This window comes from Chryseobacterium sp. DT-167 (genome assembly GCF_058310155.1).
In genome coordinates this window covers 86,840-110,993 of sequence record NZ_JBZEEQ010000014.1, presented here as the reverse complement: position 1 = coordinate 110,993, position 24,154 = coordinate 86,840, and the positions used below count along the sequence as shown (strand labels likewise).

Genomic DNA, 24,154 nt, shown 5'->3' with positions numbered 1-24,154 from the left:
ATTAAAGGTTTTTAAGAAGTAGATAAATTGATAATGCAGTTGTGATTACAGAAACTCCGCTTATAAGGGTCTGAATAGGGTCTTTTCCAAATCCGTTCAGGCTTCTCCTCTGAGTAGTCAATAGAATCTCGTCACCATTTTGCACGTAGTAGTAAGGAGAATTCATTACATCTTCGCGGGTTAGATCTATTTTAGCCACTTTTATTCCTTCAGGAAGTTTTCGGTGGATCACAATATTTTTCCTGTCGATTGTTCGGTTTAACCCTCCATTGATTGAGATCGCTTCAGTAAGAGTCAGTGTGTTTTTGTGAGCTTTTTTCTCTCCTGTAATTCCTACGGTTTCAATATCTCCTAAAATATAATAGGTGATACCATCGATATTGAGTCTCACTTCAGATTTGCCTTCCTGAAAATTTTCGTTTACCTTCTCCTGAAGTTCTGAACTGATTTCTTCTATTGTTCTTCCCTCGGCTTTCACATAACCGATTCCAAATACATTAATATCACCTTTCGAATCAACTTTCAGTCCATTAAAATAGATGGTCGCATTACCACCACTTCCTGTCCCAGAAGATGCACCTCCCGACATCGTGATACTCCCGCCACCTGTACCCGAAGAATTTAATGTAGAATAAAACTGTGCTGCATCTCCTTTCGGAGTTGTTACAATATTCAGCGTCAACATATCATTTTTAGTAATTCTGTAGATTGGAATATTGTATGGGATCAACCCTTCTTCGTTAATTACAAGACTTTCACTTGGCTGCATATATTTGACATCTTTGCTTGTGATACAAGACGTCAAGAGGAACGGTAATATTAAAAACAGTAGATACTTATAAAATTTCATCATAAATTAATGTAGTTTGCAAAAATAGAATTTAATTATTATATTTTAATTTATTATTTTTAAGCAGATATATAAAATCCGGTAGGTAAGCCCCCAAAAAACCAAGCAACAAAATTATCACCAATAATAAATTTACATCAGTATGCCTAAAAACATACGCCACAGTAACAATAAAAAGGTAATAACATAGAATGTAGAAACTTGATCTTCTATGAGTAAGGTTAAGCCTTAATAATTTATGATGGATATGATTTTTATCTGCCAGAAAAGGAGATTTTTTGTTCCACAATCTTATAATAATTACATTCAATGTATCTACGATTGGCAGTATTAAGATTGAAACAGCAATTACGGGAGCAGATTGCAAATGGTATCTCGGAACATACGGCAACTGTCTGTCTATAAAAATATCTATAAAGCAAATACAGGTAAACGCTAATAAAAATCCTAAAAGCATAGACCCCGTGTCTCCCATAAAAATTTTTGCCGCTCTGTAATTGGTCAGGTTATAATAGAGAAACGCAAGTACAGATCCGATGATAATTACCGATAAAATAACAAGAGGAAAATTATAGGGGCCCAAGCGATAGTAGCTGATTCCAAACAATGCGCTGCAGATCATAGAATATCCCCCCGCTAAACCGTCAATGCCATCAATTAAATTAAATGCATTGATCAATATAATAAAGGTAACAATAGTGACGACAATACTTACAAGATAATTGATCTGGTAAATTCCGCAGATGCCAAACAGACTTCTGATCCTTACATCTGAACCAATAACGATGAAAGCTGACACTATAATCTGAGCCACCAGTTTCTTGTAAGCACGCATGACAACAATATCATCCATCACTCCCACATAAAGCAGAATGACTAACGATGCAAAAAGAAATTTATATAAGTCGAAAAGCTCGTAAGCAAAAACCGAGGCACAGATTCCTATAGAATAAAAAATAGCAATACCTCCAAGATTAGGAATTTTTCGTATATGCGAGCTTCTCACTCCAGGCTCATCCATCAGATTTTTTCTTCTGGAAATTTTTGTAATAGTTGGGATCGAAAAAAAGGTGATGCAAAAAGAGAACAGAAAACCCAGACCTACTTTTACATAAAAAATAGAAATTCCAGAGTGATCTAAGAACAATTCAAAATTCTTCATTTTTTTTCTATTTAAGTACTTTCGGGCTTCATTGTCCTTAAAGTCTTAATGAAATCATTGTCAATCAGTTTAAGTATGGGCTGACAATTGCTTTCCATTTGTGTTTATATTAATTTTCTTATCAGTTTTTCTTGTCCGGTAAAGAACAGCAAATAAAAGATTTTTTTTTTCAGGGGCAAAGATAAAATATAATTCTTATCAAAACGACTGTAAATCAATATATCTTTAAAATTAATATTCCGCTCCTTCATAAAAACCTTTAGACTTTGTGACATTTTATAAAAAACAGATTCATCTTTAACGAACGCCAGATAGGCTAAAAACGTATAAACTCCCTCTAAAATCTGGAAATTTTTCAATTCTTTCAACTTTATCGAATACTGTGAAGTTTTAAAATAAAATTCAACATCTTCCACTGCTTTCAAAATATCCAGACCTTTTTCTGTATGACTTTTTGAAATTGAATCTGTGCGTTCCAAATACTGATAATGATAATATTGGGTCTGCGCCAGGGTTTTACATTCCAGTAAAAGCTGAGGAATCAACTGAATATCTTCAAAATGAGCGCCTTTTTTAAATCTCTTCCCGGCAAACAGGTCTTTTTTAAACAATTTATTACACGCAAAATAACTTAAATCAGAAAATACGGAAAAATTCTCATCAAGGTCAATTTTCTCTGGCATATTGGGAATTTGCGTCAGCTTTTGAGTTACATCACCGTTCTCATCCACTTTCTGTATATTGCAGATCACCATTTCGGCATAATGTTTTTCTGCAAGGTCGATCATTTCTTCAAACATTGTTTGAGAAACATAATCATCACTATCAACAAAACCTAAATAATCTCCGGTTGCATGATCAATTCCAAAATTTCTTGCATCGCTTAATCCACCGTTTTCTTTATAAAAAGCTTTGATCTTGTCAGGAAATTTCTGAACGTAATCCTGGATTATTTTCTCAGACTCATCTTTGCTTCCGTCATTGACGACTAAGATTTCAATATTCTCATACGTTTGGCTCACCAAAGAATCAAGACATTTTTCCAGATAATTTTCGACATTATAAACCGGAACGATAATGGAAATTTTTGAGGGAACGTTTTTCATCGCTTAGCTTTTGGTAAATCTCGGACTCAGCCAGCCTTTCTTAGCTTCATCAAAGTCTTTTCTTGAGCACGGAATACAGTTTTGTATATTTTCATCATCTCCGAAATACCAAAGATTGCTGAATGTATCCCGTTTAAAGGCATACTGTCTATCCTCAATCAAAACATAAAACATTTCATACTGCCTTTCTTTAGGATGTGAGTGCTGAATGTTGATTCCTTCAATCAGATACCAGATCAGTTGAGCCAAAAGCTGATGATTGAGCTGATTTTCAGAGTAAATATTATAATTAAAAATTCCTACAGATTTCAGATTTTCACTCAAACCGATCTCTTTCATGTAGGCACAGATTTCTCTTCGGTTCAAACCATTTACTTGTGGATTCATTGAGAATGCATCGCTGAAACTTTCGATTGCATCACAATTTACAGTCACTAAATCAGCTTTTCTGAAAAAAGGTTCGGTACGTTCTGTTGAATTCATCATTTCAGCCAAACGGACAATATCAAATTCAACTTCCCTGATCAGTTTCACAGAATCAGACTCGTTCAGATGTTTCTGATAACCCAAATGATGATAATTTTTGATAGAGAAATTTTTTGAGCCTAAAATTTTGCTTAAAAAAGTATGCTCATCAATTCCTTCACCCTGTTTCAGGGAAATGACATTACTGATTTGGGTATAATTGATATTCTTCTGATGAAAATTTAATCCCGAAAACAAAGAAAAAGCAAAATCATTGGAACCACCAATGATCACCGGAATCGCTCTTTTATAATGACAGGCTGAAAGAACTTCCTGCAAAATATAATGAGAATCTTCCACCGATTTTCCTGAAACCAAATCTCCCAGATCAACTACCGGAATTTCAAAATCAAGCTTTGAAAGCTGATAAAATTCTTTTCTGATCGCTGTAAAATCCTGTACTTCCGCATCGCCGTTTGCGCCTCTGTAATCTGAAACGAAAAGCAAAACAATGCTGTCTTCTTTTATTTCTTTGGTGATCTGATTGCCGATCTGCCAGTTTTCTGTCCTGAAATTTCTTGGGGAAATGATAAAATCTTCAAAATCCATGTTCTCAAATACTTATTAAAGCCCAAAAATATTAAAATTAAATCATTTTATAATTAAAAAACCATCAACAAAAACAGGATGATGGTCTTACAATAATCTATATAAAAAAAATTAATCTTTCAGAATCTCAAACACAAAAGCCGTAGACGTTTCAAACGCTCCGCCCTGCGTTGCTCCAAATAAGAACTGTGGTCTTTTTCCGTCTTTGCTCATCAGGATCATCGGGCGTTCCAGTCTTCCGAATCTTTTTAAATGCTTTGGCGGTTCAGGCTCCTGAATGTAATGTTTCATTTCAAAATAAGCGATTTCAGGTTTTGTCCAATGCAGTCCGTCTTTTGTTGTTAAATGCAGACCGTATTCGTGATTATAAAATCCCATGTCACGAGCCACCACATGGAATTTTCCATTTTGCTTCCAGATGAAAGCATCTTCAAGCTGAGCATTGTTGGGCAAAGAAGAAAAATCAATCACCGGATTTTCAGAAACCTTTTTATAAGGCCCCATTGGTGAATCTGCTTTTGCCAAGCCATATTTTCGGTTTCCTCGGACAGCTCCTTTCTGGGTTTCATATTCTTCGGTATTCCAGGATTTGTAAAAAAGCCAGCATTTACCATCGTTTCCTTTTACAAAAGCGGGATTTGTAGTACAATGGTCGTCCCAAGTACCTTTTTCTCCTGGAAGAAGCAATGGTTTTTCGGGTCTCGTCCAATCTCCGTCGAGGCTTTTTGAAGTTGCCAGTCCGATTCTTTTGGTATTCGTCTTTCCGTTAGAATTTCCCATGAAGAACAGATAATACTGATCTTCCACTTTTTTGATTAAGGGATTGTGACAGGTTGTTGCGTCCCAAAATTCACCCCCTCTCGGAGCAAGAATAACCTGCTTATGCTGAAAATCGTCAAAAGGAGAATTTGCTTCTGCACGGCAGATTTCAGAACTGTTGAGCCAGCCTCCCATTCCTTTTTCTTTTTTCCATCTGGAATAAAAAAGATGTACTTTTCCGTCGTCACCCCAGATCGGCGAACTGCACCAAATGTAATACCCATCCAATTCCAGTGATCTTCCGATGGGTTTTAAATTGAAATAAGATTTATCGGAAAAATTAAATGCATGGGTAAATGATGAACCCAGGAATACCGCTGCGATTCCCAAAGCTGAAGTCTGCAAAAAATCTCTGCGTGTGATAGGATTGGATTTACTCATTACCTCTGATTTACAGCTAAATTAGTCGTTACCTATAGATTGAGTATCCTGCGCTTTCGGGGTTTGTTTTCCTCCGGAATGACAAAGGTTGGAAAGATTCAAGTGAATAAAAGTAGTGCAATACCTTGTTTGTCATGCTGGAAGCATCTCAACAGCATCTTGAAATTTTGATTTAGATTCCTCCGGAACGATTATTTAACAGTGAAAAATAATTCTAAGAAGCAATACTTTTTGGATTGTATTTCTTCAGAAGACAAGATGGATGATGAGAGAAAAAATTTTTGGTATACAGCAAAACTTATTTTAGAAACAGACATTATCACTCCAGATAATCAATACTATAATATATATCCTTTCGCATAGCTATTGTAAAAAAATGTTTTAACAAAACAGTAATACACATATTGAACAACATGAAAGGCGCAGCACTTTAAAGTTAACAAAACAACCCCTTCTGAAATCATCAAAAGGGGTTTATATATTTTAAGTTTAAAACTATTATTTCTTAGCAGCTGGCTTCTTAGCAGGAGCTTTCTTCGCTGTAGTAGCTTTTTTAGCGGTTGGCTTTTTCGCTGCGGGTTTCTTTTTTTCAGCGAAAGCCTTAGGATCCTGCGCGGTGATCCATTTTTTAACCTCATCAAGAGAAACTTCTTTCAAGTCGTCAGCTTCATACTTGGTGTCATCTTTTTTCTTTGGAATTTTGAACATTGCTTTTCCAAATTTGATGAAAGGTCCCCATCTTCCGTTTTCAAGAGAAATTTTTTCCTTTTCCCACTGCTGAATGTATCTGTTGGCTTCTTTTTCTAATTTAGCTTCTACCAGTTCGTTGATGTCACTTTGAGAAAGATTGTCAAAATCATATCTCTTAGGAACGTTGATAAAGATGCTCTGATATTTGATGAAAGGTCCGAATCTTCCCGTTCCTTTGGTAATAGGTTCGCCTTTGAAGGTTGCAATCGGCGCATCTGCCATTTTCTTTTCAGCAATGATTTCTTCAGCACGTTTTTGATCTATAGACAGCGGATCTTCTCCTTTCGGAATGCTGATATATGTTTCGCCCCATTTCACGTAAGGTCCGAATCTTCCAACCCCGATAGTCACGCTTTGACCTTCAAAATCTTTTAACTCAAATGGCAATTTGAACAATTCTAAAGCATCATCTAAATTGATGGTAGCAATATTTTGCCCCGCCATTAGTGATGCAAAAATTGGTTTCTCTTCATCATCCTGCTCACCAATCTGAATCATTGGTCCGAATCTTCCGATTCTTGCGTAAATATTTTTACCTGACTTCGGATCTACGCCCAAAAGACGTTCTCCGTTGGCGCGATCTGCATTTTCTTCTACATCTTCAATTCTCGGATGAAATTTTGAGTAGAAATCGGTCATCATTTCTTTCCACTTTTGATCACCGTTTGCAATTTCGTCAAAGCTTTCTTCGACTCTTGCCGTGAAACCGTAATCCAGAATTTCCGAGAAGTTATTGGTTAAGAAATCATTCACCACTTCACCAATATCAGTAGGAACAAATTTATTTTTGTCACCTCCGAATTTATCTTCAAGAACTTCTTTTTTAATTTTATCTTTTGCTAAAGAGATTTTCACCACTTCACGAATCTGCGGTTCGAGTTCTCTCTTGTCTACATATTCACGGTTTTGAATGGTCTGAATTGTCGGTGCATACGTTGACGGACGACCGATTCCCAATTCCTCCAGCTTCTTGACCAAACCTGCTTCTGTGTATCTCGCACTTGGTCTTGTGAATTTTTCTGTAGCGGTAATTTTTTTATAGTCTAAAACTTCACCTACGCTCACTTTTGGCAATAGCTTTTCGTTGCTTTCTTCATCTTCATCCTCGGTTTTTACGATTCCGTAAGCTTTTAGGAAACCGTCAAAAATGATGACTTCGCCTTGCGCTTCAAAATGCTGAGGAAGCTTTTCATTCCCAATTTCGATAACCGTCTTTTCGATTTTAGCATTCGCCATCTGAGAAGCCAATGTTCTTCTGTAAATTAATTGATACAATTTACTTAGCTGAACATCACCAATCGATTTTACGGAAAAATCCGTAGGACGGATTGCCTCATGAGCTTCCTGTGCAGAAGATGATTTTGTTGTATATTTTCTTGGTGCTGAATATTCCGCTCCGTATTCTGAAACAATCTGATTTTTAGCCCCGTCAATAGCTTCCTGAGAAAGATTTACGGAGTCGGTTCTCATATAAGTAATGAAACCTTCTTCATATAATCTCTGAGCCAGACGCATTGTGTTGGTCACATTGTAGCCCAATCTTGAAGAAGCTTCCTGCTGAAGCGTAGATGTGGTAAAAGGTGCAGAAGCTGAGCGTGTTCCCGGTTTGGTTTCAACATTCAGAACTTTAAATTCTGTAGTTCTTGCCAATTCCAAGAATTTTTCTGCGTCTTCTTCCTTTTCGAAGTCTTTTTTAAGTTTTGCAGCAATTTCCTGTTCTGCTTTATTTAAGAAAATTCCGTCAAGCTTAAAACTTGCCTTTGGGATAAACTGTCGTATTTCTTTTTCTCTTTCAACCACCAATCGTACTGCAACCGACTGCACTCTTCCTGCAGACAATCCCGGCTTTACTTTTTTCCAGAGTACCGGAGACATTTCAAAGCCTACGATTCTGTCGAGAACTCTTCTCGCCTGTTGAGCGTTGACTAAGTTCTGATCAATATCTCTCGGATTTTCAATTGCTTTTAAAATAGCATTTTTGGTAATCTCGTGGAAGACAATCCTTTTTCTGTTTTCGGGTTTCAGCTTTAATTCATCTGCTAAATGCCAAGCGATAGCTTCTCCTTCACGGTCTTCATCGGAAGCCAGCCAAACCATTTCGGCTTTTTTTACTGCAGATTTTAATTCTGTTACCAGTTTCTTCTTGTCGGCAGAAACTTCGTAATCCGGGCTAAAGGTGGCAAGGTCAATTCCCATTCCTTTTTTTGGAAGATCACGGATGTGTCCGAAGCTTGATTTTACTTCGAAATCCTTCCCTAAATATTTCTGAATAGTTTTTGCTTTTGCCGGAGACTCGACGATTACTAAATTTTTCGACATTCTCTAAATTTTTGCAAAAGTAAAGCTTTTTTATTATATAGATTTTCCGTCACATCATTTTATGCAATAATTCGAAGGGTACTATGAAGATTCTGTAGAAAAACCCTTCAAAAGTAAAGCCTCTTCCTGACATTTCAACCCGATATGTCAAAGACAAAATAATGATAAATAGTGTAAGGTTAAATTTTCGATTTATTTTTAATATTTCTGATTTGGTTGAATTAACGCTATCCTTCAGATGCATTGCGAAAAGCACTATAATAAATATCATGTGAATATACATCCATCTTCCCCAGTCAATTGCCAGATAAAATAACGGTAAAGAGAAGATAAAAGCACCAATTAATAAAATAGATATCATCTTTCGATCAGTTTGATATTTTAAATAAAACTCTACATGAATAACTGATAATATCAAACTTATGAAATACAATCTGTATTCTTTAAAATGTTCAATCATGTATTGCCTTTCATTGATATCCCAAAAGAAAATACCTTTAGTTAAGATCACTCTCCGGTTCTGAAGAATTTGTAAAGATTGTCCTTCATTGATATTATTACCAAGAAGTGCAATGAAAGCAGCAGGAACAAAAACAGCTATGAGGTATTTTAAATACGTTTTTAATTCAAATTTTCCGGCTTTTAAATATAATGCAATCAGAAAATAAGGAATAAAAAACAAAGTAATCTCATGAAAGAACATGGCAATAAAAAGTCCTGTACAAACAAAATATTCTTTCGATTTTGAAAGGGAATTTTTATTTAAATGATATGCAAAATAAGTGAACAGAAAAAAAACTATAAACTCTTTCTTACCTACATAATCTACACAATTGAAAATCCCTACAAAACCTATAGAAGATAATAAAAGTGAGAGATAAAGAAAAGTTGCCTCTTTATACTGTATCAATTTAAAATAGAAATAAAAAAAACCGGAAATAATAATAACCTGAAAAAAATAGACTAATAAATTCAGTCTGATACCTGAAAAATCCTGTAAAAAGAAGAAAAAACTTCCGGAAAGCCCTCTTCTTTTGAAACCTCCGTCCTGATAATTGATCAGCCAATCACCCAAGATATAACCGTCTGATTTTGCATTATGCAGATAGGTAAAAACAAGCGCAAACAGGGCTGTCGCGGCAATTATGACATAAATAAAAATTTTAATATTTAAAAAGGATAAAATTCTCTCTCGTTTCATCATATGCTTTCGGATTTACTTTCCATAAAAAGAAGCAAAACAGCTTTTAAAACACTCTGCAAATCCATTGTTTTTAAGGAATCAAAAATATGAATTTACAAAGAGGTAAGCACTATTTTGTTTCTTTTTAATGTAAGAATTCGAGAAAATTCTTGTAGTTTATCTTTTCAAAATCTTTACCACCGTATTAGAATTATTGATTCTTACCAAATAAATTCCCTGAGCAAGTGAAGAAACATCTGTCCGCGTATTTTCAAACTTCCCTGATTTTACAATCTGACCGGAAGCGTTGTAGATTTGATAGTAATAATCTTTCAAATCTGTTGCTTTAATATACAACACATCTTTCACCGGATTTGGGAAAAGTGTGATTCTATTTTCTTTTGCAATCTGCGAAATCTCTTTTTCCGTGAAAATATTTGAGGCTTTTACAGATGCACCCGCCGTTACCGGAATTGCAGGAATAGGACCGACTTCGTTTCCGTTTTGATCATATTTAACTTTCACACATCGGCAATTCATTCCAAAATACGGGTCATTATTATCATGGAAAGCAATCATACTGTTTGAAGATGCATCGAAAAGCAGATTAACCGGTCTGCCAATATAGTTTGAATTTAAAGCAGCCGTCCAGACACCGGGATATTGGAAATTATTCACGTCAAAAGTACCCTGTGCAGACTGATTCCCCATCACACTTCTAAAGCCTCGTGAGCCGGAATTCGGATAATTGCCGACAGGATATGTCGCATCGTTAAATATATAGCCTATTGTAGAACCTGTAGTATTCTGAACCCTTACTCCCAAATAATCATTAATAACGTTATAACTTGTTGCTGCTTTTTTATCTTTTTTATACCAAGGTGAAATTCCGTAATCAAGATTAGCAATAATAGCCACTCCTGTAAGATCCGGAATTCTCCAACCTTCCGGACAAGGGTCAAACGGAGATTTTTCACCGCCTCTTCCCCATCTGTCTGCAGCAACATTCGGCTCATTCAATAACCAGTCTGTACCATTCGTATAATTAGGAACCGCGCTATTGAAGGGAGCAAATGTACTCGGAATCATATAAACCAAAGGATTTTTAACCGAATAAGACAATACTTTAGATACTTTGTCAGAAGTTTTATCTGCCGATAACACATTCGCATTAGAACTATTTGTATAGGTATTATAGGGAACGATATATGACCCTGATAAGTTATTATACACTGCAGGAGTGAGCGTTGTGTATGCGACTGCTCCGTTCGCATTTACATTACCTAAAAATATATTGTATGGTGAACGATCTGCAAACTGAAATGATGGTATAGGATCTTTTCTTCCCCACTGATACTGTAACCCCGTGGAAGCTCTGACTTTCTCATACTCAGCAACGGTTGGTGCAAGAGGATTCGCCATCACTGGAAATGCATCTACAGCACCCAAGTTTCTGTCCATAAACTCTGTTTTTAAAACATCTCCTCGCGGTACGTAATTGACATAATTTGAAGCAACCGCATTTGGTGTTTCAGTTGTATAATTATAAGAGCCAACTGCAGTATCAGTAACCCAGATATGCCATGACCAGTAGACAGGGTTTGAGTTACTCCCGTTGTGTAAAGTGACTACTGCATTTCCGCTTTGGTTTGGATTTAATGAAACTAAAATTTTAGAATTAATAAGACCTGAAACCGATCCCGGAGAAGGATTTGTTACATTAACTGTATTAATTAAACCTGTATTTGTTGTCCATAGAACATTTGCTTTAAGATCACCAAAATTTGCAGGATTTAAAATTTCCGGATTATTTAAAAGCTGACTTTGAACAGAAAAAGCTTTCGTCACTGGAATTTCCAAAGTGAATGCCGATGCTGATTTTACAACCTGATAGGTATTTGGATTGTTTAAACCTTCAACGTATTCTTTATTGGCATTTAAATATTGTGTCGGGAAATCATATCCATTAACAAGATACAAAGGATCTTTAATGCATCTGCATGCGTTTGCATCCGACGTTTTGGCACTTGACGTCGGCTGATACCAATATTTTCCTTTTATAGTTGGGTTTGCTGCATCCGGTGTATCGTTCTGGTATTTGTCTGGCACCATAAATAGTGATCTTGCACTTACTGCCGGAGTTGTATCAAAAAATCGGGTTAATGTTGCCGTCCATAAACCTACGTGATGCTGATCAGTATATTGCCCTCCCTGAGCATTTATTGCCAATTGTCCTGTACCCGGAAAAACTCCCATATTATTTCCGCCAACGTTTGACAGATCAAAGCCGACATTTGGATATAGTTTAAAACCGGTCATAAAAGCAGGAACATTAGTATCATTAGGCTTTAAAATATGATAACCATTTGATTCAAAAGCACTTTTACCCAGATTAGTTCTCACCCCAAATGGCGAATAATCAATTCTTATATCGTCTACATAAGCACCCGATGCCAGATTTGCTACAAGCATTGACGGAACCCTCCAACCGTTCGGGCAAGGGTCAAAAGGAGATTTGTCACGATATGGGGCAGCATTCGCATCATTATTATATCCATTGCCAACCTTTCCTCTGGAATTATCTGACCATAAATTCAGCTCTGGCAGCTTACTGTCAACCAAACTTGCAGATCTTCCAAACCAGTTGACCATAAGATTTGTGTTGTTGTTATAATAAGCCGGACCTGAATTATCATCTTTATTCACATAAATTAAACTCAAAGGATTTTTTACAGAAAGCTGAAGATTATTATCTAAAGTCGCATTAGAAAGCAATACAAATTTTCTGAGTACATCAAAATTGATTGCATTGTTGAAATTTTTTGCGCCCCTATGTCTCACTCTTCCGATCGAGCCCGAAACCTCATAAAAATCATTACCCTTCAAAACCAATGGCGGAACAGGATCTTTTCTTCCCCATTGATAAAGCAATCCGCCACTTCTGTTCCACTCTCCGCTTGTATTGGTATTGGTAATGGCACCTAAATTCCTGTCCATCCATTTCCAATCTGCGTCGGGAATATTTTCTATTACTCCGTTTTTTCTTTCTCTTTTAAGACCTGTAAAACTTTTATAAGTAGATCCATTGGAAGGGTCATCTGTTACCCAAATATGCCATGACCAGAAAATCTCACCATTTAGTCTGAATGCCACAACAGCATTCCCTTTTTTGGCTTTGTTGATCATCACTTTTATTTTTCCGTTTTCACCGGAATCTACAACTTCCAGGCTGTAATTGGTGCCGGATTTGATAAGACCGGGAACATCCTCCCAAAGAACATCTGCGGTTACTTTACCTTTAATTGCTCCTGCACTTGCCAAATATTTATAGCTCCGCCACATTTCATATGCCTTCTTCACAGGGATATATAGCCCTTCCCCATTTAGCGCAGGGTCAAAAATATAACTGTTTGGTGCTTTTGTCCAATCTAAAACCGCAGCAGCTCGTGACTGACTCACTGCAGAATGATTTCTATCGGAGATTTTAACTAAAGTGTCTTTCTTTATAAAGTCTCGCACTACATTTTCAGCAGTAATAAAATCTCTTTCTATTTCTAAATTGCTATTAGAATACATATTTAAAGAAACTAAGCAAAACATTGCTATTAGATTCTTACTTATCTTACTTTTCATACTTAAAATTGTCCTTAATTAAACATCGCCTCGATTTTGAACCAAAACAGACAATAATCAATTTGTTTTAAACATTATCGAAATATAAAATAATTATATTACCAAATAATTAAACGCATTAACATATTAATAATAAATTAATTTTATCAATCCTCGATAAAAGTACAATAATATTAATGGAATTTAACATAATATTAAGTGAATTTTTCTTAATATCAAGAAAAATTTAGCATAAAACAAATCATCACAATGTGGTATGTAAAAATAAGTTAGAAAATGATGGAAATATTAAGGTAAAATGTGGTTTTTATACAGATCAATGGTAAATCTACCACCAATAATATTTTTAAAACTCGCAAAAACTATAAAGTTAAAAAGTACAAGCGAAATAATAATTGTATAAATGAATTTCTTTGTATTGTCCGAAACAACATACATGGTATTTGGAATGATAATATAAGAAAAACCAATAAATGCGCCCGCCAGTCTTGAAGAAAAGATAGGATTGTTTCTGAATATGAAATAGAAACAAATTCCAATCACGGCAAAATTCCGATGATATTCATAATAAGGAAACTTTTTTTTCATCTGAGTGTCAAAAGTGAAAAGAAAGAATGTAAGAACAGCCATCATTCCTTCAGGTATCCCAATGCCTCCGTTCAGACGCTGTGTAGTTTCATCAATATAACCATTAAAACCCTCAACCAGAACATTATCTCCGGCAATATTATCCAAGAAACCACCAAAAAACCTGTACACCTCAAACGGTGAGGCAAATATAGATGCAATAATCAAAATAAGCATCCATACTTTATTTAGCGGAACACGCGCTATCCAGTACATGGGTAAGAAAATATAACAAACATTATGAATACCGGCACCTAAATAAACACATAGTAAATATAAAATCAATTTTTCCTGTTTGATGAATCTGATGCCATAGTAAACAATAAAAGAACCCAAACATTGCCGAATCTGCCCACTTTCACCAATAAAAAAACCCGGAATAAACATAAAAAGAATAAATGTGAAAGGGTAAAATGTATTATCATCAACATATTCTATTTTAAGGAAAATGGTAATAATAGCAATCACCAATGTCAAAACATAGAATGGTGCCTCAAATACATTAATCAAAATTTTGTTAATCAAAACAAAAAGCCACTCCAACTCTACAGGTCGGGGTCCTTCCAAAAAAAATGCTTTGAAAATTATACTTACATAATCTTTGGTATCAGAGTAAATATAAATTCCTACATAACTGCCGTAATCTGGCCCTACATGATCTCTCAACCCTGCTAATACAACAAGATAACCACCCAAGAACCAAAGCCATTTTTTATCAACTTTTCTGCCAAATACTTCCTGGAAGCTAAAGAGCAGCATGAAAATAATTGCAATTATATAATATGGATGTAATAAACTCATTTAAGCAGTATGAATATTTTTAAACCGATGAAAAGCCACAATCAATCCCGAAAGAAGCAGTGGTAAAAAAAGCCTGGTCTCCCAAAAAAGACCAACTAAAGTAATCATTCCAAGATAAGGAATGGAGAAGAAAAGATATTTTTTAAGAATTAATTTCCCCACATTGCCACAAACACTAAAAATAAAATAAAAACCAATGACACCAAAAAGTAATCCTGCGAGATTAAATGGACTGGTGAAATTTTTGGCAAGATAAATACCCTCAAAAAACGAAGCATCTTGCGGAATAATCATCTTTAGCCCAATGTATGGCAATATAAAAGACAAAACCAGCAAAATAATTTCTTTTGCTGATTTAAAAACTTCCGTTTTGAATCTTTCAAAATCTATGAAAATCGCTGCAAAAAAAGCAATATTGAGACATGCAGTTTCCCTAACAAATGTCGACACAAAAATCGTGAGACACAAAAAAACAAAATCAGAAATTTTTCTTTGATGATAATATCGTAACGAAAACCAAATCCCCAACAAATAAAAGAAAACAGCGATCAAATCGCAATTGGTCGGTACATACTGGACAATTACAATAAAAAATATCGCTAAAAGATGCACGATCTTTTTGACATTTGAATTTAGAAGTATTGTAATTGGGTTCATTTTTAAAATTGCATTTAAAACTACCGACGAAAGAACAAAAAAGAAACTGTTGATAAGAAAAATACTGTGATAAAAAGAGGTTCCGTTTTTTAGAAGGATTTTTCTGAGCGATGAAAAATTATGATTAATAAAGTAATCGAAGGCTTCAGTAGCATGAATCATCAGAAAATTAGGGATTACCCGATAGGCATAAACTGAAGAAAACATAAAATCTGGAGCCTTCTCCATCGATTTCAATTCTACATACGAAGATTCGAAGCCATAATAAGACATGAAGAAAAGCAGAAATGGAAATATTACTACAAACAGGAATCCGTTTAATTTTTCATCAAATGTTCTCAACATACCAAGCAATTTCCCGATTAAGAATAATTTTGTGTTTAAATATATATCGGTCAGTTAAGGGAAACTTTTGCAAAAGTAAAAGAATTTTTCATTTTAAATGGAATATTTTATTGATTTTCAGCGAAAACTATCACAAATGTTTTAAAACTAATGCTTAAAAATTTAAATTTGCAAACCTGATTTGAGAAACCCATGCATCGTTTTTTCATCTTTTTATATTATCTGATCGCCAAAAACAGAATTATTTCTATTGTAACCGCTTTGGCAGTTGCCTCAATGTGCTTATTCTTTGCTGCTAAAATCAATTTTGAAGAAGACATCAATCAGATCATTCCCAAAAATGAAAAATCTGATCTTACAGCAAAAGTTCTCAAGCAGCTCAACTTTTCAGATAAGATCATTGTTATTATTGAAAAGAAATCAAAAGACGACAATTTTCAGCTATCAGAAACTGCAGACCAATTTTTAGAGAAAACAAAACCTTTACAAAAATACATCGGTTCAATTCAGGGGAAAGTGAATGACAATGAAATTTCCGAAACATTTGATTTCGTAAATCAGAATTTGCCTTTGTTTTTAGACGAAAACGACTATAAGGAAATTGAAAGAAAACTCAACAAAGACAGCATTGCAAAACAGGTTGAGAACAATTATGTTTCTTTGGTTTCGCCAACGAGTTTGGTAACGAAAGAATTCATTAAAAAAGATCCTCTTGGAATCACTTTTTTAGGCATCAAAAAACTGAATGCTTTAAACATCAGCAAAGATTTTAAACTCGAAGACAATTACGTCGTTACCAAAGACGGGAAGAACCTTCTGCTTTTCATTGAACCAAAAAACAAAAGCAACGACACTAAAAACAATGAAGTTTTTGTCAATCAACTGAACGAAATCAAAGACAGTCTCAACAAAGAATTCAAAGGCAAAACTGAATTAAGTTATTTTGGCTCACCGGTGATTGCGGTTGCAAATGCTCAACAAATTAAGAAAGACATTCAGAACACAGTTATCATTTCGATGACGGTTCTGTTGATTTTGCTGATGTATTATTTCAGGAACTTCTTCACACCCATTATCGTTTTCCTTCCGACTTTATTTTCTGTTTTACTGGCATTAATGGTTTTGTATTTTATTAAAGATAAAATTTCTGCTATTTCATTGAGTGTCGGAGCCATTTTGATTGGAATTACAATTGATTATGCTTTGCATATTCTTACACATTATAAGCACAACAACAATATTGAAGAACTTTATAAAGAAATTACCCAACCGGTAATTCTGAGCAGCGCAACAACAGCAGTTTCATTTTTGTGTCTGGTTTTTGTACGCTCCGAAGCGTTGAAAGATTTAGGTTTATTTGCGTCAATCACGGTTTTATTTTCTTCGGTTTTAGCATTGATTATTGTTCCGCAACTGTATCATCCGAAAAAGAAATCAGGTAAAGTAAGCACCAATTTTATTGATAAAATCGGGCACTATCCTTATGAGAAAAACAAACCTCTGATTATCGGTTGTTCGATTGTGATCATTGCGTGCTTATTTGGTTTCAGGCACGTTGGTTTTAATGAAAATATTGGTGATCTCAATTACATCCCGAAAGATTTAAAAATAAGTGAAGCAAAACTTGAAAAATTGTCAGACATCACTTCAAAATCCATTTACACGATCTCTTATGGGAATTCTGAGGAAGAAGCTTTGGCAAGAAATTCAAATCTGAGCCGATTTTTGGAGAAAGAAAAAAAAGAAGGAAAAATATTAAGCTACAACTCGCTTGGAAATGTTGTGTTGTCTGAAAAAGACCAGCAGAAAAAAGTAGAAATCTGGAAGAATTTCTGGGACGAAAACAAGAAGAATACAACAATTTCTGAACTGATCAGCAACGGAAATAAATTTGGCTTTAACTCTTCGGCTTTTAATCAGTTTAATGAAAATTTAAATAAAACCTACTCCACTTTAAGCTTAAAGGAATACTCAACAATAAAAGCACTTCAAATTTCGGAATTTCTGAGTCAGGAAAATGGTTTTTACACCGTTTCGAATGTCGTAAAAGTGGACGAAAACAAAAGAGATATCTTCATAAAAGATGTAGAAAAGAAGCACGATGCGATTGCTATTGACCGTCAACAGCTGAACGAGAACTTTTTAGGTTTACTGAAAAGAGACTTTAATACGTTGATCAATTATTCATTACTGGCAATTCTTTTGACCATCATTGTTTTCTTCAGAAATTTTGAACTCACCCTTCTCACAATGTTTCCCATTGTTCTGACGGGCGTTGTAACAGCAGGAATACTTTACTTTTTAGGATTGGAATTAAATATCTTCAGCACCGTTGTCTGCACATTGGTTTTTGGGGTTGGTGACGATTTCAGTATTTTTCTGACACAGGCAATGCAGAAGGAACATACAACAGGGAAAAACGAACTCCCAACTTATCGAATTTCAATTATTCTGGCAGTTTTCACAACAATCCTATCCATTGGTTCATTAATTTTTGCAAAACATCCGGCTTTACATTCACTGGCATTGGTCGCTTTGATCGGAATGCTTTCGGTTATCATTATTACTTCAACTCTGTATCCGTTCTGGTTCAGATTTTTAATTATTAACAGAACCAAAAAAGGACTATCTCCTATTACATTCAGGCTGTTTTTGCATTCAGTGATTCTCTTTATTTATTACGGTTTGGGAGGGTTTATATTTTCAGTAATCGGCAGTATTTTTGTAAAAAAATCGAAAGGAAAAACTTTAGATATCATCAAGCTGATTTTAGCTAAATTTTTAACTTCTGTATTGTACGGAAACCCATTCGTTAAAAAGAAGGTTATAGAAAATCCAAATGAAGATTTCAGTAAACCTGCCATTATCATCGCAAACCATACTTCGTTTCTCGACACTTTGGCAATTGCGATGGCAACTCACAAAATTGTTTATCTCGTGAATGATTGGGTTTATGATTCTCCGGTTTTTGGGAAATTGGTGAAAGCTCTAGGATTTTACCCGGTTTCTCAAGGCATCGAAAACGGAAAAGAAAAATTAAAGGAAAAAATTGATCAGGGATATTCTCTGGTCGTTTTTCCGGAAGCGGAAAGATCTTATACGAATGATGTGAAACGTTTTCATAAAGGCGCTTTTTATCTTGCTGAAGAATTTGATCTGGATATTTTACCGCTTTATATTCACGGAAACTCTGAAGTTTTACCCAAAGGAGACTTCATCATTTATGACGGCGATATTATTGTGAAAGTGGGAGACAGAATAAGCAAAGATGATCTCTCATTCGGAACGGTTTACAAAGAAAGAGCCAAGAATATCAATGCTTATTTCAGAAAAGAATTTGCCAGACTGAGAAATGAAATTGAGGACGAAAATTATTTTAAAAAGAAATTGTTTTTAACCTATCTCTACAAAGAAACCGAAGTCGTAAATGAAGTGAAACAGGATTTTGAGAAAAATAAATCCGTTTATTTTGAACTCAATAAACACATCGCAAAAGATGCGAACATCTTGCACATCGCAGACGATTTTGGGCAAAAAGATATTCTTCTGACACTTCAACAGGCCGGAAGAAGAGTTTTCAGTCTCATAAAAAGCGAAGAAAAAAGACAAATTGCTAAAAATAATTATGTCGTTAAAACAAGGAAAATCAATTATATTGAAAACATTTCTGAAGTCACGAAAGATATTGATGTTCTTTTGATTTCTGATGCCCAATTTGATCTGAATGACGTCGCACTTCTTCCCAAAACTATTATTTTGATGAATACTGAAAATATTGTTTTTAACAACGCTGCATTTAACTTAGTGCTCACTTCTGAATCAATAAGAGTATTCCGACACGAATAATAAATTTTAAAAGCATATTTTTGTAATCCATAAAAAATATTAATGCAGAAAAACGTACTTGTTCTCTATTATACACAGACGGGTCAGCTGGAGGATATTATGAAAAATATTGCCCAGCCGTTTGAGGATAAAAAAGACGAATATCTAGTCACCTATTACAACATTCAGCTAAAAGAGGATTTTCCTTTTCCGTGGTCGAGTGATGTGTTTTTCAATACATTTCCCGAATCTTATTTGCAGATTCCGAGCGAGATTCTTCCGCCGCCGGAAAATGTGCTGAATAAAAAATACGACCTCATCCTTTTCGGATATCAGGTTTGGTATCTGACTCCTTCTATCCCTATTATTTCTTTTCTGAAAAGTGGTTATGCCGAAGGTTTATTGAAAAACACGCCTGTCGTTACCGTTTCCGGAACCCGAAACATGTGGATGCTTTCTCAGGAAAAACTGAAGGTTTATCTGAAAAATCTGAATGCCAAACTGGTTGGCAATATCGCTTTGGTAGACCGGCACGATAACTACACCAGTGTTTTAACGATTCTGCGCTGGCTGACAACCGGACAAAAAGAAAAGTCAGGAATGCTTCCTGCAGCCGGAGTTTCAAATGAAGAAATCAACGGAGCCGGAAAATATGGAAAGATCATTGAAAATCATTTTGACAACAATGATCTTGCAAATCTTCAGCCGGAGCTGGTGAAAAACGGAGCTGTAGAAATCAGACCTTTCCTGGTGAGAGTCGAGAAAGTAGGTAACAAAATCTTTACAGTATGGAGTAATCTGATTATAAAGAAAAAAGAAAAACGCCCATTGCTGATAAAATTCTTTAAAGTATATTTGATGGCAGCAATTTGGATTATTTCGCCAATTGTGTTGGTTTTTCATATATTATTAGCACCCCTTTTGTGGTCTAAAAGACAAAAACAAAAAGAATATTTACAAGGAATTAATTTAAAATAGAAATGCAAGACGTATTTATAACAAAAGCTTCAACATACTTGCCGAATGAGCCGGTTTCGAATGACGAAATGGAAAGCTATCTTGGCTTGGTAAATAATACACCTTCTAAAGCGAGAGCCTTAATTCTAAGGAACAACAAAATCAAAACGAGATATTACGCTTTGGATAAGGAGGGAAAACCAACTCACACCAACGCTCAGATAACCGCAAAAGCAGTAGAAGGTCTTTTTGATGAAAATTTTAAAAAGGAAGATATGCAGCTTCTGTCTTGCGGAACTTCTTCTGCAGATCAGATTCAGCCATCACACTCATCAATGGTGCATGGCGAACTGAATATTGGTAAATCTGTAGAAATCAATACCGCGACAGGACTTTGTAATTCAGGGATGAATGCATTAAACTATGGTTTTCTAAACATTAAAGCCGGGGTAAAAGACAACGCTGTCTGTGTAGGTTCTGAAAGAATGTCTGCATGGATGACCGCTGATAAATTCAACCACGAGGCAGAAAACTTGAAGTTACTTGAAGAAAGACCTATCGTAGCTTTCAAAAGAGAGTTTTTGAGATGGATGCTTTCTGACGGTGCTGCTGCATTTTTACTGGAGCCAAAACCTAGAGAAAATGAAATCTCTTTAAAAATAGAATGGATCGATTTCTATTCTTATGCGCACGAAATTGAAGCATGTATGTACTCAGGCTGTGAAAAGCAGGAAGACGGAAGCTTAAGATCATGGGCAGAATATCCTGCTGAAGAGTGGCTGAACCAATCGATTTTTGCTTTAAAGCAGGACACTAAAATTCTTGATAAATATATCTTAGTGAAAGGTGCTGAAAGTTTAAGAACATCGTTCGACAAACATGAGCTTGATCCGGATTCTATAGATCATGTTTTAGCACATATTTCTTCAGGATATTTCAAAGAAGGTCTAAAAGAAGAATTTGCCAATGTAGGACTTGATTTTCCTTGGGAAAAATGGTTTTATAACTTATCAGAGGTTGGAAATGTAGGTGCAGGATCAATCTTTATTGCTGTTGAGCAGCTAATGAATTCAGGAAATCTTAATAAAGGAGAAAGAATTCTTCTGTGTGTTCCTGAGAGTGGAAGATTCGCTTATTCTTGTGCTTTACTAACAGTTTGCTAATGGAGGTTACCTTACCCAATTCTGATCAAAGTTTTGTAGAAAGCCTGATTCCGCAGAAGTTTCCTTTTGTAATGGTAGGCGAAGTTTCAGAATATTCTGAAAACCACGTAATCTCTGGTTTTACCATTAAAGAAGACAATCTTTTTGTGCATGAAGGAATCTTTCAGGCTTCAGGATTGATCGAACATCAGGCTCAAACCGTTGCTTTGCATACAGGATATAAATATTTTCTTTTGGGAAAAGAGGCTCCAACAGGGTACATTGGTGCCATCAAATCTTTTGAAGCTGATGAATTACCAAAAATTGGCGATCACCTTATAACCGAAGCTACCATTCTGAATGAAATGTTAGGCGTGACTTTGGTGGAAATCGTTACCAAAATAAACGATACCTTAATTGCAAAATCGCAAATGAAAACTGTTGTAAAATAAATTTGAAACAATTCGTCAGTTCGGGTAAAATTCTGGAAGAATTTGTATCGATAAATCTGTCACATACACTTCTCGATACGGTTTTTCGAAATCTACCCGAATTGACGAAATAATATAATTAAAGTTTTTTAGAAGAAAAATTTAAATGGAGTTAAAAGAAGATAATATCATCAATATTCACCAGTTTTTACCTCATCGCAATCCCATGCTGATGGCTGATTATATTCTTGAGCTGACTCCGGAAAAGGTGGTTACTTCTTTTGAGATTACTCCAGATAACATATTTATTCAAAATAATCATTTTGTAGAAGCTGGTCTTATTGAACATTCTGCGCAAACTTGCTCTTCAATTCTTGGACAGAGTTTTTTCACAGGTCAAAATGAAGATACTAAACTGATCGGTTTTATTACCAATATCAAAAAAATTGAAATTTTGGCATTACCGAAAGTCGGAGACAAGATTATTTCTAAAGCTTCCTTAATTTCTCAATACGGAAACATCTGCAATATTTCCTGTGAAACGTTTTTGCATGAAGAACTGTTGATTCGTACGGAGATCAGTTTGTTTATTCAGGAATTAAAATCTTAGAAATTTATTTTAAAATATACGAGTCGACTTTTTTAAGTCGGCTTTTTTAATCTAAAAATTTTTAAGCCAATTTCTCTGAGCAATGTAGTTTGAATTCCTACGGAATGACAAACTTTGTGTATAAAGTTATCTCTAAAATAAAAACACAGATCAAAAAAGAAATTTCAAAAACTCCGAGCATAACTCTGTTCTTTGGAAACCCTTTATTTTCGATATATTTGATAAAAATAAAAATATGAGCGTCAAAGTAAGGTTTTATTCCTACGATATAGAATTTGAGTTTGAAAACTCTGTAGAATTTCCTGTCGCACCAGCAATTGGTGATGAGGTAAATCTGATTTCATTTTTTAAATACAAAACTTCTGAAAGATTAGAATACGTTAACAATATGGAAGATCTTTATCTGTATGACAATGCCTTGGCTGTAGAACGTACATGGTGCAAAGATATAGAGAAAGATGAGGTATATTTATTGATACAGTTAAAATATAAGAAGAGAAAGTAGACTAAGATAAATCATCGAAACATCTCTTGTACCAGAAAATTCTGGATATTTGTAATGCAAAAAACATTGTATGACCACGTGTAAAAACTGCGGAAATGTATTTAACGGAAACTACTGCAATCAATGCGGACAGTCGGCGAAAACCAAAAGAATCAATCATGAGTTTCTTTGGGAAGATATACAGCATGGTCTTTTGCATTATGATAAAGGTATTGGATATTCTTTAAAAAAGCTCTTCGAAAAACCGGGTTACATCATTGAGGAATATATCGCAGGAAAACGTGTCAATCATTTCAGACCTATTTCTATGGTGATCATTATGTCAACAATATATGCCTTGATTTACCATTTGCTAGATCTAAACCAAAGAGTAGCACTAGACGAATCTTCTGGCTTGATATTGGAGAAAATTTTCGAACATTATTATTGGTTTGTGGTTGCAACCATCCCTTTGTATGCTGTGACGACTTACATTATGTTTAAAAAAACCGGATATAATTTTTATGAATTGATCATTTTTGAAGCTTTTAAAACTTCACAAAGACTTGGCATTCACATAGTCTTTCTTCCTATCCTCTATTTTCTGAAAGATCGTTCAGATTTTAACACGATATCAAATCTCCTTCTCATTATAGATTTTATCCTGATTTTCTGGACAAACAAACAATTCTTTAATAAATTGACATCTAAGGAAGTACTTGTAAGAAGTTTTATAAGCTATATAATGTATTGCATTCTGGCAATTGTACTGGTCGTTGCCATCGCTTTGGCGTTCGGTTATGATCACTAATCTATCCTAAAAGATACTCATAATAATACCTATACTTAAAAACCCGAAAAAAGCAATCCCCAATAATTATTTCTTAAATGTGCTTTATTATAATCTTTTAAAAGCAGATAATCTGATTGGTTATTTTTTATTTTGACAATGCTTATTCCCCCGATTTGTATAATATTATTTTTATCTGATAATTCAT

Annotated in this window: 17 protein-coding genes; 7 read left to right on the top strand and 10 right to left on the bottom strand. The window is 34.9% G+C overall.

What is annotated here, in order from left to right:
- Position 1: 1 nt before the first annotated feature.
- The 10 genes from AC4FQ5_RS17170 to AC4FQ5_RS17125 form a co-directional block, all read right to left on the bottom strand.
- Positions 2 to 853 carry a polysaccharide biosynthesis/export family protein gene (locus tag AC4FQ5_RS17170; RefSeq protein WP_491145276.1) on the bottom strand — a complete coding sequence of 284 codons (852 nt, stop codon included), beginning with the start codon at positions 851 to 853 and terminating at the stop codon, positions 2 to 4.
- Between the two features lie 28 nt (positions 854 to 881).
- Positions 882 to 2,012 (bottom strand): glycosyltransferase family 4 protein, encoded by a 1,131-nt coding sequence (locus tag AC4FQ5_RS17165; RefSeq protein ID WP_491145275.1) that lies wholly within the window; start codon positions 2,010 to 2,012, stop codon positions 882 to 884.
- A gap of 104 nt (positions 2,013 to 2,116) precedes the next feature.
- Entirely contained in the window at positions 2,117 to 3,118 is a 1,002-nt protein-coding gene (locus AC4FQ5_RS17160; RefSeq protein ID WP_491145274.1) for a glycosyltransferase family 2 protein, read from the bottom strand.
- A gap of 3 nt (positions 3,119 to 3,121) precedes the next feature.
- Positions 3,122 to 4,192, bottom strand: coding sequence for a formimidoylglutamase (locus tag AC4FQ5_RS17155; RefSeq protein ID WP_491145273.1), 1,071 nt, complete (start codon positions 4,190 to 4,192; stop codon positions 3,122 to 3,124).
- A gap of 111 nt (positions 4,193 to 4,303) precedes the next feature.
- Positions 4,304 to 5,392: a family 43 glycosylhydrolase gene (locus AC4FQ5_RS17150; RefSeq protein ID WP_491145271.1), complete on the bottom strand. Its 1,089-nt coding sequence runs from the start codon at positions 5,390 to 5,392 to the stop codon at positions 4,304 to 4,306.
- A gap of 498 nt (positions 5,393 to 5,890) precedes the next feature.
- Entirely contained in the window at positions 5,891 to 8,461 is a 2,571-nt protein-coding gene (gene topA, locus AC4FQ5_RS17145; protein ID WP_491145269.1) for a type I DNA topoisomerase, read from the bottom strand.
- 49 nt (positions 8,462 to 8,510) lie between these two features.
- On the bottom strand, positions 8,511 to 9,665 hold the full coding sequence (locus AC4FQ5_RS17140; protein WP_491145268.1) for a hypothetical protein: 1,155 nt from the start codon (positions 9,663 to 9,665) through the stop codon (positions 8,511 to 8,513).
- Positions 9,666 to 9,821: 156 nt separating this feature from the next.
- On the bottom strand, positions 9,822 to 13,220 hold the full coding sequence (locus AC4FQ5_RS17135) for a T9SS type A sorting domain-containing protein (RefSeq protein ID WP_491145266.1): 3,399 nt from the start codon (positions 13,218 to 13,220) through the stop codon (positions 9,822 to 9,824).
- Positions 13,221 to 13,565: 345 nt separating this feature from the next.
- Complete coding sequence (locus AC4FQ5_RS17130) at positions 13,566 to 14,705, bottom strand: EpsG family protein (protein ID WP_491145264.1); 1,140 nt, start codon at positions 14,703 to 14,705, stop codon at positions 13,566 to 13,568.
- Positions 14,706 to 15,707 carry a hypothetical protein gene (locus AC4FQ5_RS17125; RefSeq protein WP_491145263.1) on the bottom strand — a complete coding sequence of 334 codons (1,002 nt, stop codon included), beginning with the start codon at positions 15,705 to 15,707 and terminating at the stop codon, positions 14,706 to 14,708.
- Positions 15,708 to 15,899: 192 nt separating this feature from the next.
- On the opposite strand from AC4FQ5_RS17125, the gene AC4FQ5_RS17120 reads away from it, so the two are divergent.
- From AC4FQ5_RS17120 to AC4FQ5_RS17090, 7 genes are all read left to right on the top strand, one after another.
- The gene (locus AC4FQ5_RS17120; protein WP_491145261.1) at positions 15,900 to 19,553 is read left to right on the top strand and encodes an MMPL family transporter; all 3,654 of its coding nucleotides are present in this window, start codon (positions 15,900 to 15,902) and stop codon (positions 19,551 to 19,553) included.
- Between the two features lie 42 nt (positions 19,554 to 19,595).
- Positions 19,596 to 20,510: a dialkylresorcinol condensing enzyme DarA gene (locus AC4FQ5_RS17115; RefSeq protein ID WP_491145259.1), complete on the top strand. Its 915-nt coding sequence runs from the start codon at positions 19,596 to 19,598 to the stop codon at positions 20,508 to 20,510.
- A gap of 2 nt (positions 20,511 to 20,512) precedes the next feature.
- Positions 20,513 to 21,652 (top strand): dialkylresorcinol biosynthesis protein DarB, encoded by a 1,140-nt coding sequence (gene darB / locus AC4FQ5_RS17110; protein WP_491145257.1) that lies wholly within the window; start codon positions 20,513 to 20,515, stop codon positions 21,650 to 21,652.
- Positions 21,652 to 22,083 carry a hotdog family protein gene (locus tag AC4FQ5_RS17105; protein ID WP_491145255.1) on the top strand — a complete coding sequence of 144 codons (432 nt, stop codon included), beginning with the start codon at positions 21,652 to 21,654 and terminating at the stop codon, positions 22,081 to 22,083. The genes darB and AC4FQ5_RS17105 overlap by 1 nt, the downstream gene beginning before the upstream one ends.
- 145 nt (positions 22,084 to 22,228) lie before the next feature.
- Positions 22,229 to 22,672 (top strand): hotdog family protein, encoded by a 444-nt coding sequence (locus AC4FQ5_RS17100; protein ID WP_491145253.1) that lies wholly within the window; start codon positions 22,229 to 22,231, stop codon positions 22,670 to 22,672.
- A gap of 235 nt (positions 22,673 to 22,907) precedes the next feature.
- Positions 22,908 to 23,177: a hypothetical protein gene (locus AC4FQ5_RS17095; RefSeq protein WP_491145251.1), complete on the top strand. Its 270-nt coding sequence runs from the start codon at positions 22,908 to 22,910 to the stop codon at positions 23,175 to 23,177.
- Positions 23,178 to 23,247: 70 nt separating this feature from the next.
- Positions 23,248 to 23,967 (top strand): DUF3667 domain-containing protein, encoded by a 720-nt coding sequence (locus AC4FQ5_RS17090; RefSeq protein WP_491145249.1) that lies wholly within the window; start codon positions 23,248 to 23,250, stop codon positions 23,965 to 23,967.
- Positions 23,968 to 24,154 lie beyond the last annotated feature (187 nt).

Bases quoted from the DNA above. Each gene is read 5' to 3' on its own strand.
- AC4FQ5_RS17160 (WP_491145274.1), bottom strand. From the start codon at position 3,118: ATGAAAAACGTTCCCTCAAAAATTTCCATTATCGTTCCGGTTTATAAT.
- AC4FQ5_RS17125 (WP_491145263.1), bottom strand. From the start codon at position 15,707: ATGTTGAGAACATTTGATGAAAAATTAAACGGATTCCTGTTTGTAGTA.
- topA (WP_491145269.1), bottom strand. From the start codon at position 8,461: ATGTCGAAAAATTTAGTAATCGTCGAGTCTCCGGCAAAAGCAAAAACT.
- AC4FQ5_RS17155 (WP_491145273.1), bottom strand. From the start codon at position 4,192: ATGGATTTTGAAGATTTTATCATTTCCCCAAGAAATTTCAGGACAGAA.
- AC4FQ5_RS17115 (WP_491145259.1), top strand. From the start codon at position 19,596: ATGCAGAAAAACGTACTTGTTCTCTATTATACACAGACGGGTCAGCTG.
- AC4FQ5_RS17100 (WP_491145253.1), top strand. From the start codon at position 22,229: ATGGAGTTAAAAGAAGATAATATCATCAATATTCACCAGTTTTTACCT.
- AC4FQ5_RS17135 (WP_491145266.1), bottom strand. From the start codon at position 13,220: ATGTATTCTAATAGCAATTTAGAAATAGAAAGAGATTTTATTACTGCT.
- AC4FQ5_RS17165 (WP_491145275.1), bottom strand. From the start codon at position 2,012: ATGAAGAATTTTGAATTGTTCTTAGATCACTCTGGAATTTCTATTTTT.
- AC4FQ5_RS17130 (WP_491145264.1), bottom strand. From the start codon at position 14,705: ATGAGTTTATTACATCCATATTATATAATTGCAATTATTTTCATGCTG.
- AC4FQ5_RS17120 (WP_491145261.1), top strand. From the start codon at position 15,900: ATGCATCGTTTTTTCATCTTTTTATATTATCTGATCGCCAAAAACAGA.
- AC4FQ5_RS17090 (WP_491145249.1), top strand. From the start codon at position 23,248: ATGACCACGTGTAAAAACTGCGGAAATGTATTTAACGGAAACTACTGC.
- AC4FQ5_RS17170 (WP_491145276.1), bottom strand. From the start codon at position 853: ATGATGAAATTTTATAAGTATCTACTGTTTTTAATATTACCGTTCCTC.
- darB (WP_491145257.1), top strand. From the start codon at position 20,513: ATGCAAGACGTATTTATAACAAAAGCTTCAACATACTTGCCGAATGAG.
- AC4FQ5_RS17150 (WP_491145271.1), bottom strand. From the start codon at position 5,392: ATGAGTAAATCCAATCCTATCACACGCAGAGATTTTTTGCAGACTTCA.
- AC4FQ5_RS17140 (WP_491145268.1), bottom strand. From the start codon at position 9,665: ATGATGAAACGAGAGAGAATTTTATCCTTTTTAAATATTAAAATTTTT.
- AC4FQ5_RS17095 (WP_491145251.1), top strand. From the start codon at position 22,908: ATGAGCGTCAAAGTAAGGTTTTATTCCTACGATATAGAATTTGAGTTT.
- AC4FQ5_RS17105 (WP_491145255.1), top strand. From the start codon at position 21,652: ATGGAGGTTACCTTACCCAATTCTGATCAAAGTTTTGTAGAAAGCCTG.